This is a genomic window from Candidatus Eisenbacteria bacterium (assembly GCA_030017955.1).
Taxonomy (GTDB): Bacteria; Eisenbacteria; RBG-16-71-46; order JASEGR01; family JASEGR01; genus JASEGR01.
Window position 1 is genome coordinate 12,715 of sequence record JASEGR010000008.1, and the last position, 16,004, is coordinate 28,718.

The following is a 16,004-nucleotide window of genomic DNA, read 5'->3' on the forward strand; positions in this document are numbered from 1 at the left end:
CGTCTGGGCAAATGGCGGATTGGGGGCGGTTTTTCATATCATTCGGTTCTTATCCTTGGAGGGGGAAAGTGAAAACCAGACTTATTATCTTGGCTTTTGTGCTTCAAGCTTTGGTTCTTCCAGGTCTTGTCTCTGCTGCAGCGGTTGACCTCTCGGGCTGGAAGGTGGTTCAGGCGAACTCCGACCAGACCTACACGATTCCTAACGGTACAGCAATTCCGGGTAAAGGTTACGTGATTGTCGCAAGGAATGCGACTCAGGCTCAGTTCGAAACGTTCTGGGGCGTCACATTAGGACCGAATGTCGTTTTTCTAAACACCGGTGATGCAACTGGTGTTGCGCCAAAGATAAACGGCGATGAGACATTCACTCTGAAAAACGCGTCGCTTGTGGTTATTGATGGGCCGACCGTGGCGATGGCTCCGTACGGGACGGCCGGACAGTCAATCAGAAGAAACAATCCAGGAGACCCAGCCGGGGTCGAGGCAAGCTGGACACGGGGTCCTGATAGAGCGACCGGTAACCCTGGAAGTGGTGCCGGGACTCTCTCGAATGCCGGCGTAAGAATAAATGAGTTCTCCGACGCACTTGGGACGGGAAACTTTGTATACGAGTTTGTTGAGCTTTTCAATGACGACGGAACAGGTACCAGTGGCGATGGGACCGGCTCGGCAGCCATCTCTCCCAGGTACAGAGTAGTCTCCAGCTCCGGCTCCGAGAAGGTGAGCATAGCGGGGGACGGTACATATACGCTTGCGAATGTTGCTGTGATCGTTCCGACCGGATGGGGATTCTCGCGGTCGCTGAGCGATGTGGCAATCTCCGGTTCGGGATTCGCGTCCGCCACTCCATCGGTCTCCGGCGATACGATCAAAGTGACTGGGGCTGCGGTCACGGCGTCAGATAGCGGCCATGTGACAATTCTTAACCTCACAGCTCCTTCATCTCCGGCGACTGCTACCTTTGTCGTCAAGACAGCAGTGAGTGGTGGTACCTTGACTTCTATCGCCGGTTCTCCAACGGTGCTAGTAATCGGCGGTCTTATTCCGATTTCCAATCTTCATCAGAATGACTCTCAGGGGATTCCTGCAGCGCCATACCTGAAAGGGACAAGTTGGACAGTTACAGGCGTTGTGACAGTCGGTTCAGGAACACTCGGAACCTACAAGACACATATTTTCATTCAGGATGCAACTGGCGGAATCGCATTCTACTCATCAGATTCGACCCTTGTATTTGTTCCGGGTGATTCGATCACACTCGCCGGCACAGTGGATCAGTACAGGGGACTCACCGAGCTTGTTCCAATCATGGAAATGAGGACGATACATGGAAGTGGATTCCCGGGGCCTGCTCCGCTTGTTCTCACGTGTGCCCAGGTTGCCACTTCCTTCTACCCGGACTACACCGAGCCAAACGAGTCGCGGCTCGTAAGGGTGAACCGTGTGACATACGACCCGGTCACGCACATTCTTACCGACTCGACAGGGACAACCAGCCTGTACATTGCAGCAGCCACAGGGATTCCGGCACCGACCGGAACATTTGATGTGATCGGTATTCTGAGTCAGTATACCGGCTATAACCCTCCTTACACCAGTGGTTACGAAATAATACCGCGCTATCCGAGTGACATCATCTACCCGGCGGGTCCGATGTTCACTTCTGTACCAGTCGAGACCCTGATGACGGCAACGTCAGTCACAATCAAATGGGACACCGACGTGGCATCGACCAGCGAAGTTCACTATGGTTTGACACAGGCGTACGAGCTCGGTTCGGTCACTGATACTGCGCACGTCATGCACCATATGGTGACCCTCTATGGACTTCGTTCAGGCACAATCTATAACTCAAGGTCGTTCTCTTCGAGTGCGCAGGGAACAAACTCATCAGGAAATCTCATCTTCTCAAGCGCTTCGGCGCCCACCTCGACGGGGGCTATGAATGTTTACTTCACGAAGAGCGTCGATGTGAGCTGCGCATCCGGGGAGCAGGCGTGGGGAAATGTCGATATACCTGCCCGCCTGATCCTGAGAATCAACGCCGCATCGTACTCGATAGACTGCTGCGTCTATAACCTCCTTCTCACGAATATATCTGATGCTCTCGTCGCGGCGAAGAACCGCGGGGTGAAGGTTCGTGTCATAGTTGAGTACGACAACAGCACGTCGTCGCAAATACAAAGTCTCATAGCGAATGGAATCCCAGTCATAACTGACCGCTATGGAAGCAACTCCGGCAGCGGCGCGATGCACAACAAATTCTATCTTTTTGATGCACGCGATACGTCTTCTTATGCAGACGACATGATCTGGACAGGTTCCTGGAATGCTTCATCGACTGCGAGCTACAGCAACATGGAAAATGCAATGGAGATCTGGGACCAGGCGCTTGCCAATGCATACACTGCCGAGTTCAATGAGATGTGGGGATCTTCCGGAGATACACCGAACCCAACGAATTCACGTACCGGAGCGGCAAAGTCGAATAACACCCCCCACAGATTCATGATTGCCGGGCAGGACGTGAGGTGTTATTTCAGTCCAAGTGATGCCGTGAACAGCCGCCTGATTGAGACAATAAACACTGCGGACTACTCTGTTTACTTTTCGATACTCGCATTCACCCGCTGGGACATTCAGGCTGCCTTGAAAGCGAAGTGGATGAGTAATCCGCAAATCCCAGTTCGCGGTGTATTCGATTCCGGGCAGGACTGCGGAGGCATGTACTACGTTATGCGCTGTGCACTGTGCGGAGGACTGCCGCCTGATGAATGCTGGGATCCCGTTGGTGATGTATTGCTTGACGGTGAGTCAGGCACGCTCCATCACAAGTATCTCATAGTTGATGGAAACTGCCCGGACAGCAAGCCGTGGCTTGAGACCGGCTCGTACAACTGGTCCGTCTCAGGAACAACCGCCAATGACGAAAACGTCGTTATCATTCAGTCCGCAAGGGTTGCGAACCTTTATCTCCAGGAGTTCAAGGCAAGGTACGCGGCAGCAGGCGGAACTGCGAATCCGTGCGAACAGTGCGTCATAGGTGCCCCGGTGAGTACCGACAGATACAAGAATCCGGAGGGCTTCTCGCTTTCCCAGAACGTTCCAAATCCTTTCAACCCGGTGACTACGATTGAGTTCAACGTGGCAAAGAAGGCAAATGTCTCGCTGAGGATTTATGATGTCTCCGGCAGACTGGTCAGGGTGCTCGTGGACAAGAACCTGCAGCCCGGCGTTCACAAGGTTAACTGGGATGGAAGAGACGGCAAGGGCAGACGTCTACCGAGCGGAATCTATCTCTACAGGCTCACAGCAGGGAAGGAAGAGCTTTCGAAAAGAATGGTCTTCATAAGATAGAGAAGCAGCACATCAAGTTCCAGGACTTACCGAGCGCGTCATGAGGCCCAGTGACGCGCTCAGTTTTTTCCAACGCACCGCCGTCACAGACTTGCATTGAACCGTCATTCTCCCGTAGTGCGACGCGTGAATATCTTTCCGCCGCTCCTCAACGCTATTGATAGCCCGGGTAATGCGTGGTATCTTCTTTCTGGTATGGCGCAAGAAAAAGCGTTGCTGAAGTGCGGGGTGCTTGCCTCGGGGAGAGGAACAAACCTTGAGGCCATCCTGAAAGCTCAGAAAAGAGGAGTGCTTGGTGCGGAAGTTGCAGTTGTCCTCAGCGATGTCCAAACTGCAGGAGCTCTTGAGAAGGCCAAGGAGTATGGGATTCCGTCATTCTTCGTGAGCCCTGGGACTCAGAAGGCGAGGCTCCCGGCCGAGACTGAGATGGAGTACACGCGGATATTGAAGTCCTTCGACGTGGGCCTTGTCTTGCTTGCGGGATTCATGAGAATCCTCGGAAAAACGTTTCTGGAGAACTTCCGGAATCGAATCCTAAACATTCATCCATCGCTGCTTCCTTCCTTCAGAGGCCTTGAGGCGCAGAGACAGGCGCTTGAGTACGGTGTCAAGTATGCCGGGTGCACAGTTCACTTTGTTGATGAAGGCGTTGACTCGGGCCCAATCATATTGCAGGCAGTTGTGCCTGTTTACGACAACGACACGGCTCATTCTCTTTCCGAGAGAATTCTGGCTGAGGAGCATAGAATCTATCCGGAGGCCGTGAGGCTCTTCGCTCAAGGCAGACTCGAAGTCTCAGGCAGAAGGGTCGTTGTCCGGCCGGAAGAATAGATGGCGAACAGTGAGTCGTGTCGGCGATGAGCCATGAGTCGGCTTTCGCGGGAGGGATGGGGAACCCATCTCGGCGAGCAAGGTGGGGATACCCAGCCCTTTAGAGGCTGGGAGGGGTAAAGATTCCCCGCCTGGCGAGCCATAGATGGGTCATCCCGGAGCGGAGCCGGTGAAGGGCTCAGTCGCCATCACGCAGATTCGAGTGAGCGAGTCTAAGAAGGATCGACACTTTCGGCAGGAGGGAAAGGACATCTCGATGGGGACAGAGCCCACGAGCACCAGAAGCCCAGCCCATGAATGAAAAGGATATTCTGACGGAGCTCTCGCTAATACATGCCTCGCCCTGGATAAAGGGGAAGGTGAGGGAAGTCTATGACCTTGGCGAGAGACTTCTGATAGTGGCGACGGACAGGATTTCTGCATATGATTGCGTGCTTCCGACTCCCATCCCAGGCAAGGGAAAGATCCTGACTCAGATCTCGATTTTCTGGTTCGAGATACTGTCCCACGTTGTCCGGAATCACTTCATCACTTCTTCGCTCGACTCGCTTCCCGGCGAGATGATTGAGCACAAGATGCTTCTCGAGGGAAGGTCGATGATCGTGAAGAAAGCCAGGAGAATCGATATCGAATGTGTTGTCCGGGGATACGTTTCCGGTTCCGCCTGGAGAGAATATCTGGAGACAGGCTGCATCGGCGGAAGGAAAGCTAAATCGGGCCTCAAGGAATGCGAAAAGCTTGATGAGCCGCTTTTCACTCCGACAACGAAATCGACAACCGGGCATGATGAGCCGAGAAGCATGGAGGTGCTCCGCCGTGATTTCGGGGCAGAGCTGGTGGAAGAGCTGCGCAGAAGAAGCATCAAACTCTATTCGGAAGCGCATGAGATCGCCATGAAAAAGGGGATCATCGTTGCAGATACGAAGTTTGAGTTTGGAATGGTCGGAGAGAATCTCACTCTCATCGACGAAGCCCTCACGCCTGATTCATCGAGATTCTGGCCGCTTCAGGGGTACTGCCCCGGCAGCCCGCAGAGAAGTCTCGATAAGCAGATCGTGAGAAACTATTTGGATTCGATTGGCTGGAGAAGAGAACCTCCTCCTCCGGTCCTTCCACGGGAAATTGTAGAAAAGACCAGACTAGGCTACGAAGACATGCTGACCAGGCTCACCGGCAGAAAGGGAATCTAACTCCAAAATGAAAGGAGTCGTGGGACAAGTGAAACCCAGGAGAGCGCTCCTATCTGTTTCGAACAGAGAAGGGCTTGACGAGCTCGGAAGAGGGCTTTCGAGAAGCGGGGTGGAGGTCTTTGCAACACGCGGCACTGCCGGCTTCCTGAAAAAGGCCGGTATATCGTGCTTTACTCTTGAAGAGGAACTTGAACTTCCAGAGCTTCTTCACGGGAGGATAAAGACTCTCAGGGAGAAGCTTCTTGCCGGTGTACTTGTCAGAGACAACGTTTCCGGCGAAGAAGAGGAGCTTAGCGGAATCGGTGGAATTTCATTTCAGATAGTTGTCTGTAACTTCTATCCATTCTCGGATCAAGTGAAGAAAGGTGAAACTGGACCGGAAGACGCTGTTGAGATGGTTGACATAGGCGGTGTCGCTCTTGTGAGGGCTGCCGCGAAGAACTGGGAGCATGTGGCGGTACTCTCGAGGCCTTCACTCTACGGGAGCTTCATATCGGAACTCGACAGGACCGGCGAAATCTCAAGGGCAACGAGACTCGGGCTTGCTTCAATAGCTTTCAGGGACGTCAAAGAATACGACAATGACATAAGCTCATACTTCTCTCAATTTGCGATGGCGGGTGAGGCAGGTGAGAATGACAGCCTGCCTCAGGAGCTTCTGCTGCGGCTCAAGAAGGAGAAGGAACTGAGGTATGGTGAGAATCCCGACAGGGATGGAGCTTTCTATTCAACTGGCAGGGAGGAGTTTTCTCTCTCCTCTTTGACCCAGGTTTCGGGAGAAGGGCTTTCCTACACCAATCTGCTTGACGTGACCTCGCTCTCCAGGATTCTCAGGGTTTTCAGTGAGCCTGCGTCCTGCGTTATCAAGCACGGAAATCCGTGCGGAGTAGGAGAGGGAAGAAACTTATCAGAGGCCTTCTCCCTGGCCATCCAGTCAGACCCGGTTTCTTCCTTTGGTTCCGTCATTGGGTTCAACAGGGAAATCGATGAAGATGCGGCAAATCTCATTAACGCTGCAGGCTTCATCGAGGCAATCGTTGCGCCCTCTTTTTCTGAGACTGTTGTTGGTGCCCTGTCAAAGAAAAGCAAGAGGAGGAGACTTCTCCTTCTCCCATGGCTGGGGGATCCTGGCTATTATGAAGAATTCGAATTCAAACAGTGCCCCGGAGGGATGCTCGTCCAGACCAAGCCGAAACTTCTGGGGACGGAGACACTTCAAGTTGTGACCGAAAGGAAGCCGTCGAAGGAAGAGATGGATTCACTTCTCTTCGCGTGGAAAATAGTGGAGTATGTTCAGTCGAACGCGGTAGTAATAGCAAAGGGCAAAGGCACTGTTGGAATAGGGGCAGGACAAATGAACCGGCTCTATTCCATATCGATCGCACTCAGGACCGCAGGTGAAAGAGCCGAAGGGGCTGCGATTGCTTCAGACGGTTTTTTCCCTATGGTCGACAACGTCGAAGAATGTGCCAGAGGAAAGGTCTCTTCAATAATCCAGCCCGGCGGATCGATCAGGGACAGGGAAGTGATCGATTCATGCAACAGGCTCGGTATCTCCATGGTTTTCACGGGCAGAAGATGCTTCAAGCACTGAAAATCCGCGTTAGGATGTTCTTGAGGTCGAATTTCCGGGGTGATGTCCGATGATTGCGGTCCTTGACTTTGGCTCCCAGTACAAACAGCTCATTGTAAGAAGGGTGAGGGAGCTGGGTGTCTCGTGCCTGCTCTATCCATACGATATTGACCCGGATGAGCTCAGGAAACTCCGGGTATCAGGAATCATTCTAAGCGGAAGTCCTAAAAGTGTAACTGAGGATGGTGCCCTTCTTCCGCATCCTGGAATTCTCTCGCTCGGGGTGCCGATTCTTGGCATCTGCTACGGAATGCAAGCCCTGTCCCGCCTGCTGGGCGGGGAGATAGTCCGGTCGTCGAAAAGAGAGTACGGATTCTCCGAACTTGAGCTCATCAAGCGGGGCGAGCTTTTCTACGGCATCGGGATGCATTCGAAAGTCTGGATGAGCCACGGCGATAATGTCTTGGTTCTTCCTGACGGGTTCGTCAGAGCTGCGCGGACAAAAGACTGCAGGAATGCCGCGGCATTTCACGAAGAGAGAAGAATATTCCTGGTGCAATTTCATCCGGAGGTGACGCATACAGGTTGTGGAAGAAAAGTGATAGGCAATTTTGTGTTTCGGGTATGTAGAAGCAGGAAAGACTGGAGAAGCAAGGGATTCGTTGAGGAGTCAATTGCTCTCTTGAGGAATGAAATCGGGGAGAAGAAGGTTATATGCGGATTGAGCGGTGGCGTTGATTCAACGGTCACCGCGGTTCTTCTCAAGAAAGCCGTTGGGGATTCGCTGATTCCAGTCTTTGTTGATCACGGCCTTCTGAGGGAAGGAGAGAAGGAAGAAGTCCTGAGAAACGTCAAGCGGCTGGGCCTCGCTGTACGGAGCGTTGATGCGAGGGATAGATTCCTCTCGAATCTCAAGGGAATAGTTGACCCCGAGGAAAAGAGAAAGGTCATCGGAAGAGAATTCGTCGGAGTCTTCGATGAAATTGCAGGCTCTGCCGGTGCGACCTTTCTCGCACAGGGGACACTCTATCCTGACGTGGTAGAGAGCGGCCGTGTGGGCTCTTCATCGAGTGCGATAAAAAGCCATCACAATGTCGGAGGACTTCCCGGTGACATGAAGCTCAGAGTGGTCGAACCCCTGAGGCTCCTCTTCAAAGACGAAGTAAGGAAGGTGGGGAAGGTTCTCGGGATTCCCGATTCGATGCTGTCAAGGCATCCTTTTCCGGGCCCTGGTCTCGCAGTAAGAATCATTGGAGAAGTTGACGCCAGGTCTGTTGAGATTCTGAGAAAAGCCGATTCTATATTCCTGGAAGAGCTAAAGGTAGCCAAGCTCCTGGGGAAAGTCTGGCAGGCGTTTGCCGTCCTTCTTCCCGTGAGAACAGTCGGTGTCATGGGAGATGAAAGGAGCTATGAGAGGGTGGTTGCAATAAGGGCTGTGACAAGCCGGGACGGGATGACGGCGGATTGGGCGCGGCTTCCTCACCGATTTCTGGCCAAGGTGTCAAACAGGATAGTAAATGAGGTGAAGGAGATCGGCAGGGTGGTCTATGACGTCTCTTCAAAGCCTCCCTCAACGATAGAATGGGAATGAGGAGAAACGGAGCCAGCCAAGGCTCATTGGCCATCCGGTCGTCATCGTTGGCGAGACGGCGTGCGTATCTGAGAGAAAGGGACCTGTGAGAAGAATTGTATTCCTGGCGGCTCTTGTCGTTCTTTTCCTTCCGGGACCTTTGCTCTCAGCGCCGCTCCACCCCGAAGTGGTTGAGCAGCTCAAGTCAGAAGGGAAGCTCGGCCTCTTCGTCGAGGAAAAGAAGGAATTGGCGAAACTCGGCGTTGACCGCCCTTCGCAGAAGCCCGGGGAATCTATTCGAAGGAAAAACAGGCGTCTCTCTGCAAGAAGCTTCGTGACAGGCTGGAATACGCTTGCCATTTTGGTTGAATTTCAAGATGTAACAGCCCGTAAGACTAAAGGTTATATTGATACACTTTTGTTCAGCAAGGGGGTGTATCCCACCGGCAGCATGCGGGACTACTACCTTGAAAATTCCTATGGGAGCTTCGACCTGATTGGGACAACCACGGTCTGGGTCAAGGTTCCCCACCCGATGTCCTATTACACCATGAACGGCGGGACCTCGAACTTTGGACTCTGCGCCTCGTGCTACCCACAGAATGCGCAAGGTCTTGTTGAGGAAGCGGTCCAGCTTGCGGACCCTCTTGTGGATTTTTCTCAGTTTGACAATGACGGAGACGGGGTTGTGGATGGTATCATTGTCATTCATGCAGGAATGGGCTATGAGAACAGCGGTTCTCCGTCTGATTTCCACTCTCACTTCTGGTTTGTGCAGAACCCTCCTCTTGTCGATGGCGTTCATATCCTCGAATATGCCTTTGCCCCCGAGCTCGGCTCGATAGGAGTCCCTGCCCATGAGTTTGGCCACGTCATGGGGCTTCCTGATCTTTATGACACTTCCCCCCCTTATTCACAGGGAGTTGGCTTCTGGTCTCTGATGGGAACAGGGGTTTGGGGAGGTCCCCAGTCGGACGGCGATCCGTACAACGATGATTCCAGGCCGGTCCATCTTGATGCCTGGTCAAAGGCAGCTCTTGGTTTTGTGATCCCTGACGAGCCTTCGACAAACCAGACATCCGTTTCGATCCCGGCTGCAGAAGACAATGCCTTTTCGCTGAAGCTCTGGAAAAACGGTCTTGCCGGGCAGGAGTACTTCCTCGTCGAAAACAGGAAGAGGCGGCTTTTTGACGAATATCTGAAGGGTGAAGGACTTCTTATCTACCATATCGATGAATCGGTCTATGGAAATGATGACAAGAACCACTACATGGTGGCAGTTGAGCAGGCGGATGGAAGAAGGGACCTTGAATCAAACAAAGAAGCTGACTCAGGAGATCCGTTCCCCGGAAGTACCTGGAACAGGGAATTCGGCCCGAACACGAATCCGGGCTCAAAATCATACTCCGGCAGCGATGTCCAGGTTGCGGTTTCCGGGATTTCAAATCCGGGGCTGGTCATGAAGGCAGACGTGACCGTCGAAACCACGCCATCACTGCGGATTTCAACTGCCAGTGTTGTCGATACGTTTCCCATAGGGAATGGCGACGGCCGCCCTGATTTCGACGAGGATTTCAAGCTTAAGTTTTCGGTGAGAAATGACGGCACCGATGCCCCGGGTGTGAATGTGTCCTTTGTTGGTGAGGGCAATCCTCCTGGATACCTTGAGATTCAACAGAGTTCGCTTGATCTTGGACAGATCGGCGGTGACTCTGAGGCAGAAGGGACTTTCGATTTTCACGTCAAGTCACAACCTCCTTCGGATCCCTTTCCAGTATGGATTGTATTCAAGCTGACGTCCGGAACCTATTCTTCCTCAGACAGTGTTGTTGTCCTCATAGGCGATGCGTACGGGCTGTCGGAGGAGGTTGAGAGCGGTGCAGCCGGCTGGAGTCATTATCCTGTCAGGAGCGGATATTCGGATCAGTGGCGTATCTCAGGTCAGAGAGCAAGAAGCGGGACTCACAGCTGGAAATGCGGGATGGGAGGACTGGCGCCATACGGCAACCTCTTGGATGCGGCCCTGGTCACACCGTTCTTCATGCTTGGAGAGGATTCAAAGCTTGCGTTCTACTACTGGATTGACGCCGAGACTTTGAGCCTGAACAGGGCATGGGACGGCGGAACTGTCGAGATGAGTTCCGACGGCAAGACATGGAAAGAGATTGCGCCTGCCGGAGGCTATCCCTTTACAATCGAAGGCAATCCTGACAGCCCAATTTCACGGAGGGGCGCATTTTCTGGAAGCAGCGAGAAGTCTGTTCCCGGCGGGTGGATACCGGCTGAGTTTGACCTTTCTTCAGTAAGCGGACCCTGCAGAGTCAGGTTCAGATTCGGCGCAGACGGCAGCGTAGGCGGGGAGGGTTGGTACATCGATGACATCACCGTGACCACAAGATACGATCCATATGTCGTGCAGCTCGAATCGCCCTATCTCCAATCAGGAAAGGTGACACTCACCTGGACGATACATGAGATCACGGGAGCCTACTCAAGGGACGGATTCAACGTCTACAGGTCATCTTCTCTCGATGAGATTTCCTGCCTGGGAATTGCCCCGAGTCAATACATCAAGCTGAACAGTCTTCCGATCCAGCCATCCCCCGGCGATTCGACCCTTTCGTTTGTTGACTCGACAGTCACCGAGGGATACGCCTACTCATATATCCTGGAGGATTCCTCGGCCACAAAGGGTACGAGGACACATGGTCCCAGGAGTATTTACATCCCGCGCGGGATCGCAAGCTCGTCGATTTCGCGTCCTTTTCCTAATCCGTTTCTTGCCGAAAACACTAATTGTGAGATCGCTGTGTTTGTGGCAGAGGGGGCGAATGGCGCGGTCCTGAACGTCCCTGTCGAGGCAAAGATCTTTAATCCCATGGGGAGACTCACGAGATCATTCAAGCAGAGATTGATCACTTCCGGCTACCACAAAATCGTGTGGGACGGAAAAACCGACGAAGGGAAGAGAGCTCCAGCGGGGTTATACATGGCCAGAATCTCGGTGGGAGGACTTTCCGTCACCAGAACAATCGTCCTTCTGAGATAGACTGCGGAGGAAAACGAATCTGAATATCTTGAGACATATGGTCAGCGCAGCTTTCTTCCTTGCTCTCTTCATGGGCCAGAGCTTCGGAAATCCAATTGCCTCCAGGGCCTTTTCCCTTGTTGACTCGATAGAGAACTGCGAAACCAGTGAGGTTCTCAACCGCAAGTTTGGACTCCGGGAAGCGGCGGCGAATGTTGCGGTGAAGAAGAGAGAGTTGCGCGACAGCCTCGGTGTTCTGATCTCGTCCGGTCCGATCGGGGTGCCTGCCGGCGAGAAGGAAGCAGAAAGTTTCCTGAGACTCGCAAAGCTGCTGGTCCGGGACAAGAAAGAATCCGAGGCCAGGCTTATCCTCGAAAGCGTGAGAACTGACGGCGCCGGCGGACCAGAGGCAAGAAGAAAGGCGGCCTCGATTCTTCTCCTTCTGACGATGAACTCCGGCCGGTACGAGACAGTGACGGCCTCAGATTTGAAAGACATTGAAGGGAGTCTTCTGGAAGGTCAGATTCTTGATAAGCTGGCATCCTGGAAGGAGAGAAACGGCGGCCTGGAGGGGGCGATCCAGCTCAGGAAAGTCATCCTTGAGAGATTCAAAGGTGAGCCATTCGAGGTCAAGTCCAGGCTGGCACTTGCCGGACTCTATCTTCAGTCGGGTGACGCCAAGAAGTGTGAGGATGAGCTTTCGATACTTCTTATGGATGAGAGAGTTGCCATGCAGGCACTCTTTCTGAAAGCTCAGCTTGAGGAGAAGAATTCCAAGCCGGAGAGCGCGCTGGAATATTGGAAAGAGATCATCCGGAGTTTTCCGAAAACAAAGGAGTCGGAAGAAGCCGGGAAGAGAATTCAGGCGATAAGGAGAACTCAACGGAAACCTCTTACCGACGAAGACAAGTACTTCACCTCGATCTCAGCCCTGCGCGGCCGGAGCCCCTCAAAGGCATTGCTGCAGCTGCGCCAGCTTTCATTAAGGTCAAGGCAACCGGAAGTGATGAAACTCTCTCTTGTATCCCTCGGGGATTACCTCCAATCCAAAAGGATGTATTCTCAGGCGTTCGACGCATACAGGAAAGCGATCTCGCTGGAGAATGACCCTGGCGAAAAGGCCGGGATCGCTCTCAAGATTGGGAGAGTCTCCATGGCGATTGGAAGGTACAAGGAAGCTATATCAAGCTACACCGAGGCGTCGCGAGCTTCGCCGGGAGACGCGACCTTCGATGCGGCTCTCTGGGAGCTCGGCAGAGTCTGGGAGCATATAGGCGAACTTGACAGTGCCATAGTAGTCTACCGGCGATCTTTCTCCGTGCCGCCTTTTAGCAATGCAAAAGCTCAGGCGGTCTCAAGAGCAGGACTCTGTGCCCTGAGGCTGGGAAGACCGGGAGAAGCGCTCGAGCTCATGACGTCTCTTTTCCGTGCCGACATTGACACCTCAATCCGCGGGTCCGCCCACTTCTGGGCGGGAAAGGCCCTTCTTTGCCTCGGCCTGAACGGGAAAGCGCTATCTCAGTTCGAGCTTGCAGGAAGGATGGGAGAGAATTCCTACCACGGCGTTAGAGGAAGGGAGCTTCTCGGGGAAATGTCAGGCGGTGAGCGTGGCGTAGATGGCGGGGCAGCCAGGGATGGTTCCCAGGCATGGCGCGGCGGCAGCATGTATTATTTTCTTGAGGTACTCTCAGATAGTGATTCAACTCTCTCCCCCGACAGGGCCTTCAGAATCGCGACCGAGCTATTCTCCTGCGGAATGAAAAGTGACGCCGCCTCACTGCTCACTAAGAACCACAGGAGCTATGACCCGTCATGCCGCCTCCTGAGAGCTTTCCTGCTGAGTTATGAATCCATGGTGCCGCAGTCTCTTCTTGTCGGCCGCACCATTCCGGATGGGAGCTACAACCTGTCACTTCCTTACGGAAAAGCCAAAGTGCTTCATCCGCTGGCCTTTGTAAGTGAGTTTTCAACTGCCTCCAGCCGCGCCGGGGTGGACATGCTTCTTCTCCTCTCCATAGCCAAGAGCGAAAGCTCATTTGAACCTCAATCGGTTTCTCCGAAGGGAGCGACGGGCCTGATGCAGCTCATGCCCCAGACGGCGCGAAGTATCTCGCGAAAGGCCGGCCTCAAGAGAGTAGAGAAGAAGGAACTCTTCTCGCCTGAAAAGAACACGCTTCTTGGCGCGCACGAGCTCTCCAGAATGATTGAACGGTTCAATGGAAACCTTACTTTTGCGATTGCCGCCTACAACGCCGGACCTGACGCGGTAGCGAGTTGGGTCAGCACAAGCAGCGAGAAAGATCCCGACATGTTTGTCGAAACAATTCCGTATAAGGAAACAAGAAAATATGTGAAAGATGTGATCGCATCCTATGCTGCTTATTCTGAGCTGTATCCAAATCTGTCCCGGGAGTAGCGGAAACCGGGCGGGCGCATCCGGATCTCAGGAGCGGGGGTAAAAGGGATAGGCATGTTTTTTTTCTCTGAGCTAAAACGGAAATCTATTCACTTTGCATCTCTGGTCATACCTCTCTGGTACTATTATGCCCCGACGGAGACTGTTGCCAGAAGGGTTCTTCTTGTTGTCACTCTGATTGTTCTCCTGGTGGATACAGTACGGTTGAATCAGCCGAGAGTAAGGAACTTTTTCCGCTATTTCCTTGGGGAACTGATACGGGACCATGAGGATATTAGTCTCCTGGGTTCGACCTATCTGCTTCTTGCCACGCTGCTCACAGTCCATCTTTTTCCGAAAGCACCTGCGGTCGCCTGTGTCTCCTTCCTGATAGTGGGTGACACGATGGCGGCTCTCTTCGGAAAAGCTTTTGGCAGGACTCGTGTCTTTGGCAAGACAGTTGAGGGCAGCGCGGCCTGTTTCGTCTCGTGTCTGATTGTCGGCTGGATTGTGCCGGGGCTAACGCCCGCACAGATCTTTGCCGGCTCACTTGTTGGCACCATCTTTGAGCTTCTACCTATACCCTTGGATGATAATTTCCGCATTCCACTTTCGGCCGGCTTTGCCATGAGCCTCGTCGGGTGAGAAGTGGCCCAGCCTTGCGGGAGAGAACATGCGTCCAGGAACACGGCTATTTGTCGGCGCTTGGGCTCGGCCGGGTTCGGTTCCTCGGCACGGGCTTGGCTGCGCTTCCGGTGCTCGCCAGCCCTCTGCTCTCGACCGCCAGAACGACCCTATACCATTTGTGTGGCCCACGGGGCGTGCTCGCTCCGCTGCGTGCGCCCGTCGCTATACGCGTCGCTCCTGCTCGTCGCGACAGCGACCTCCGAGAAGGCCGCGTCACCGATCCTGGCCGAGCCCAACGGACATGGTCGCCACTGGCGGAGAGATGTCCTTGAACCGACTTTCTGAAAATATCTGGACTCCCTTCTTGGACGAGTGAACGACCCGGAAGGGACGAATTTGCGCTGTCTGAGGGCAGAGCCCGAGTTCGCAAATTCGAGTGAGCGAGTCTAAGAAGGATCGACATTTTCGGCAGGAGGGAAAGGACATCTCTCCGGTGAGGAGTGCCGACTAGTCTATGTACCTTGACAGGTTGTTTGTTGTTCTTGGCGAGGAGGGGCTTGCCGGGGCTCAGAAGCTCTTCGGGCTGGGAAAGTACAAGCAGTGCCTGGAGCATCTGAAGCCGTATCTTGGCATGCATGCCAATCCTGCCGCGATGGAGCTGGCCACAATGTATTCGACCAGATGCCACATTGAGATGGGGAAAATGTTCGAGGGAAAAAATGACAGCGCCTCTGCAGAGGAGGAGTACATGAAGGCGCTGAAGCTCAACCCGACATACGCCGACCTTTATAACCGTCTCGGGCTTCTGAGGGGGGAAAGGGGAGAGAACGAGAAGGCGCTGGCAGATTTCAGGAAAGCCGTCGACATAAATCCCGACTACATGGAAGCTCATATGAGTCTCTATGTGCTCTTGAGCAAGATGGGCATGGTCGGGGAGGCCGGAAAGAACCTGCAGGAGGTTTCCGGGAGACTTCATCGTCCTGAAATTATCTCCGAGGCGGAAGCGCGCCTCAAGGCCGCGAAGCGAAAGAGAAATCCGGTGACAAAGAAATCTGCGCGGCGAGAAGCAGGCGAGAAAACCCGGGGCGTTGACAAGGAAGCCCTGAAATTGATTTCGCAAGGTGACTGTATGGCGGCCGTGAAGCTGCTCAAGCATGAGTTGGGTGGGACACCGACCCATGCAGATCTTGAGAACCTTCTGGGAGTCGCCTACGGGAATGAAGGTATGCTGGATGATGCTATCGAGGCATTCGAAAGAGCGCTTCGCAGAAATCCGTCTTTCATCGCTGCAAGAATAAACCTGAGTGTGGTCCTTATGAGGCGCGGACTCTGGAACGAAGTGAAGAGGGAGCTTGAGCATCTGGTCCTTCTTGATCCATTGAATGGAATTGCCAGGAATCTTCTTTCTGTCCGTCCCGCTTGAAAGCATGC

Annotated in this window: 9 protein-coding genes; all 9 read left to right on the plus strand. The window is 53.6% G+C overall.

From position 1 onward, the window contains the following. Window positions 1-68: 68 nt before the first annotated feature. The 9 genes from QME66_02125 (at window position 69) to QME66_02165 (ending at window position 15,996) form a co-directional block, all read left to right on the plus strand. Window positions 69-3,359, plus strand: a complete 3,291-nt coding sequence (locus QME66_02125; GenBank protein ID MDI6807764.1) for a phospholipase D-like domain-containing protein — start codon at window positions 69-71, stop codon at window positions 3,357-3,359. 195 nt (window positions 3,360-3,554) lie between these two features. Next, the gene (purN, locus tag QME66_02130) at window positions 3,555-4,190 is read left to right on the plus strand and encodes a phosphoribosylglycinamide formyltransferase (GenBank protein ID MDI6807765.1); all 636 of its coding nucleotides are present in this window, start codon (window positions 3,555-3,557) and stop codon (window positions 4,188-4,190) included. Window positions 4,191-4,483: 293 nt separating this feature from the next. Beyond that, window positions 4,484-5,380: a phosphoribosylaminoimidazolesuccinocarboxamide synthase gene (locus QME66_02135; protein ID MDI6807766.1), complete on the plus strand. Its 897-nt coding sequence runs from the start codon at window positions 4,484-4,486 to the stop codon at window positions 5,378-5,380. 28 nt (window positions 5,381-5,408) lie between these two features. Continuing rightward, window positions 5,409-6,974 (plus strand): bifunctional phosphoribosylaminoimidazolecarboxamide formyltransferase/IMP cyclohydrolase, encoded by a 1,566-nt coding sequence (gene purH, locus QME66_02140; protein ID MDI6807767.1) that lies wholly within the window; start codon window positions 5,409-5,411, stop codon window positions 6,972-6,974. 49 nt (window positions 6,975-7,023) lie between these two features. Further along, window positions 7,024-8,544 (plus strand): glutamine-hydrolyzing GMP synthase, encoded by a 1,521-nt coding sequence (gene guaA / locus QME66_02145; GenBank protein ID MDI6807768.1) that lies wholly within the window; start codon window positions 7,024-7,026, stop codon window positions 8,542-8,544. Window positions 8,545-8,629: 85 nt separating this feature from the next. Next, a complete protein-coding gene (locus QME66_02150; protein MDI6807769.1) occupies window positions 8,630-11,572 on the plus strand; it encodes a M6 family metalloprotease domain-containing protein in 2,943 nt (980 codons plus the stop codon). Window positions 11,573-11,609: 37 nt separating this feature from the next. Beyond that, complete coding sequence (locus tag QME66_02155; protein MDI6807770.1) at window positions 11,610-13,967, plus strand: transglycosylase SLT domain-containing protein; 2,358 nt, start codon at window positions 11,610-11,612, stop codon at window positions 13,965-13,967. 54 nt (window positions 13,968-14,021) lie between these two features. Further along, on the plus strand, window positions 14,022-14,591 hold the full coding sequence (locus QME66_02160) for a phosphatidate cytidylyltransferase (protein MDI6807771.1): 570 nt from the start codon (window positions 14,022-14,024) through the stop codon (window positions 14,589-14,591). Between the two features lie 496 nt (window positions 14,592-15,087). Then, window positions 15,088-15,996 carry a tetratricopeptide repeat protein gene (locus tag QME66_02165; GenBank protein MDI6807772.1) on the plus strand — a complete coding sequence of 303 codons (909 nt, stop codon included), beginning with the start codon at window positions 15,088-15,090 and terminating at the stop codon, window positions 15,994-15,996. Window positions 15,997-16,004: the final 8 nt, after the last annotated feature.

Coding starts and splice junctions, on each gene's coding strand:
- purN (MDI6807765.1), top strand. CDS start 3,555: ATGGCGCAAGAAAAAGCGTTGCTGAAGTGCGGGGTGCTTGCCTCGGGG.
- QME66_02135 (MDI6807766.1), top strand. CDS start 4,484: ATGAATGAAAAGGATATTCTGACGGAGCTCTCGCTAATACATGCCTCG.
- guaA (MDI6807768.1), top strand. CDS start 7,024: ATGATTGCGGTCCTTGACTTTGGCTCCCAGTACAAACAGCTCATTGTA.
- QME66_02155 (MDI6807770.1), top strand. CDS start 11,610: ATGGTCAGCGCAGCTTTCTTCCTTGCTCTCTTCATGGGCCAGAGCTTC.
- QME66_02160 (MDI6807771.1), top strand. CDS start 14,022: ATGTTTTTTTTCTCTGAGCTAAAACGGAAATCTATTCACTTTGCATCT.
- QME66_02165 (MDI6807772.1), top strand. CDS start 15,088: ATGTACCTTGACAGGTTGTTTGTTGTTCTTGGCGAGGAGGGGCTTGCC.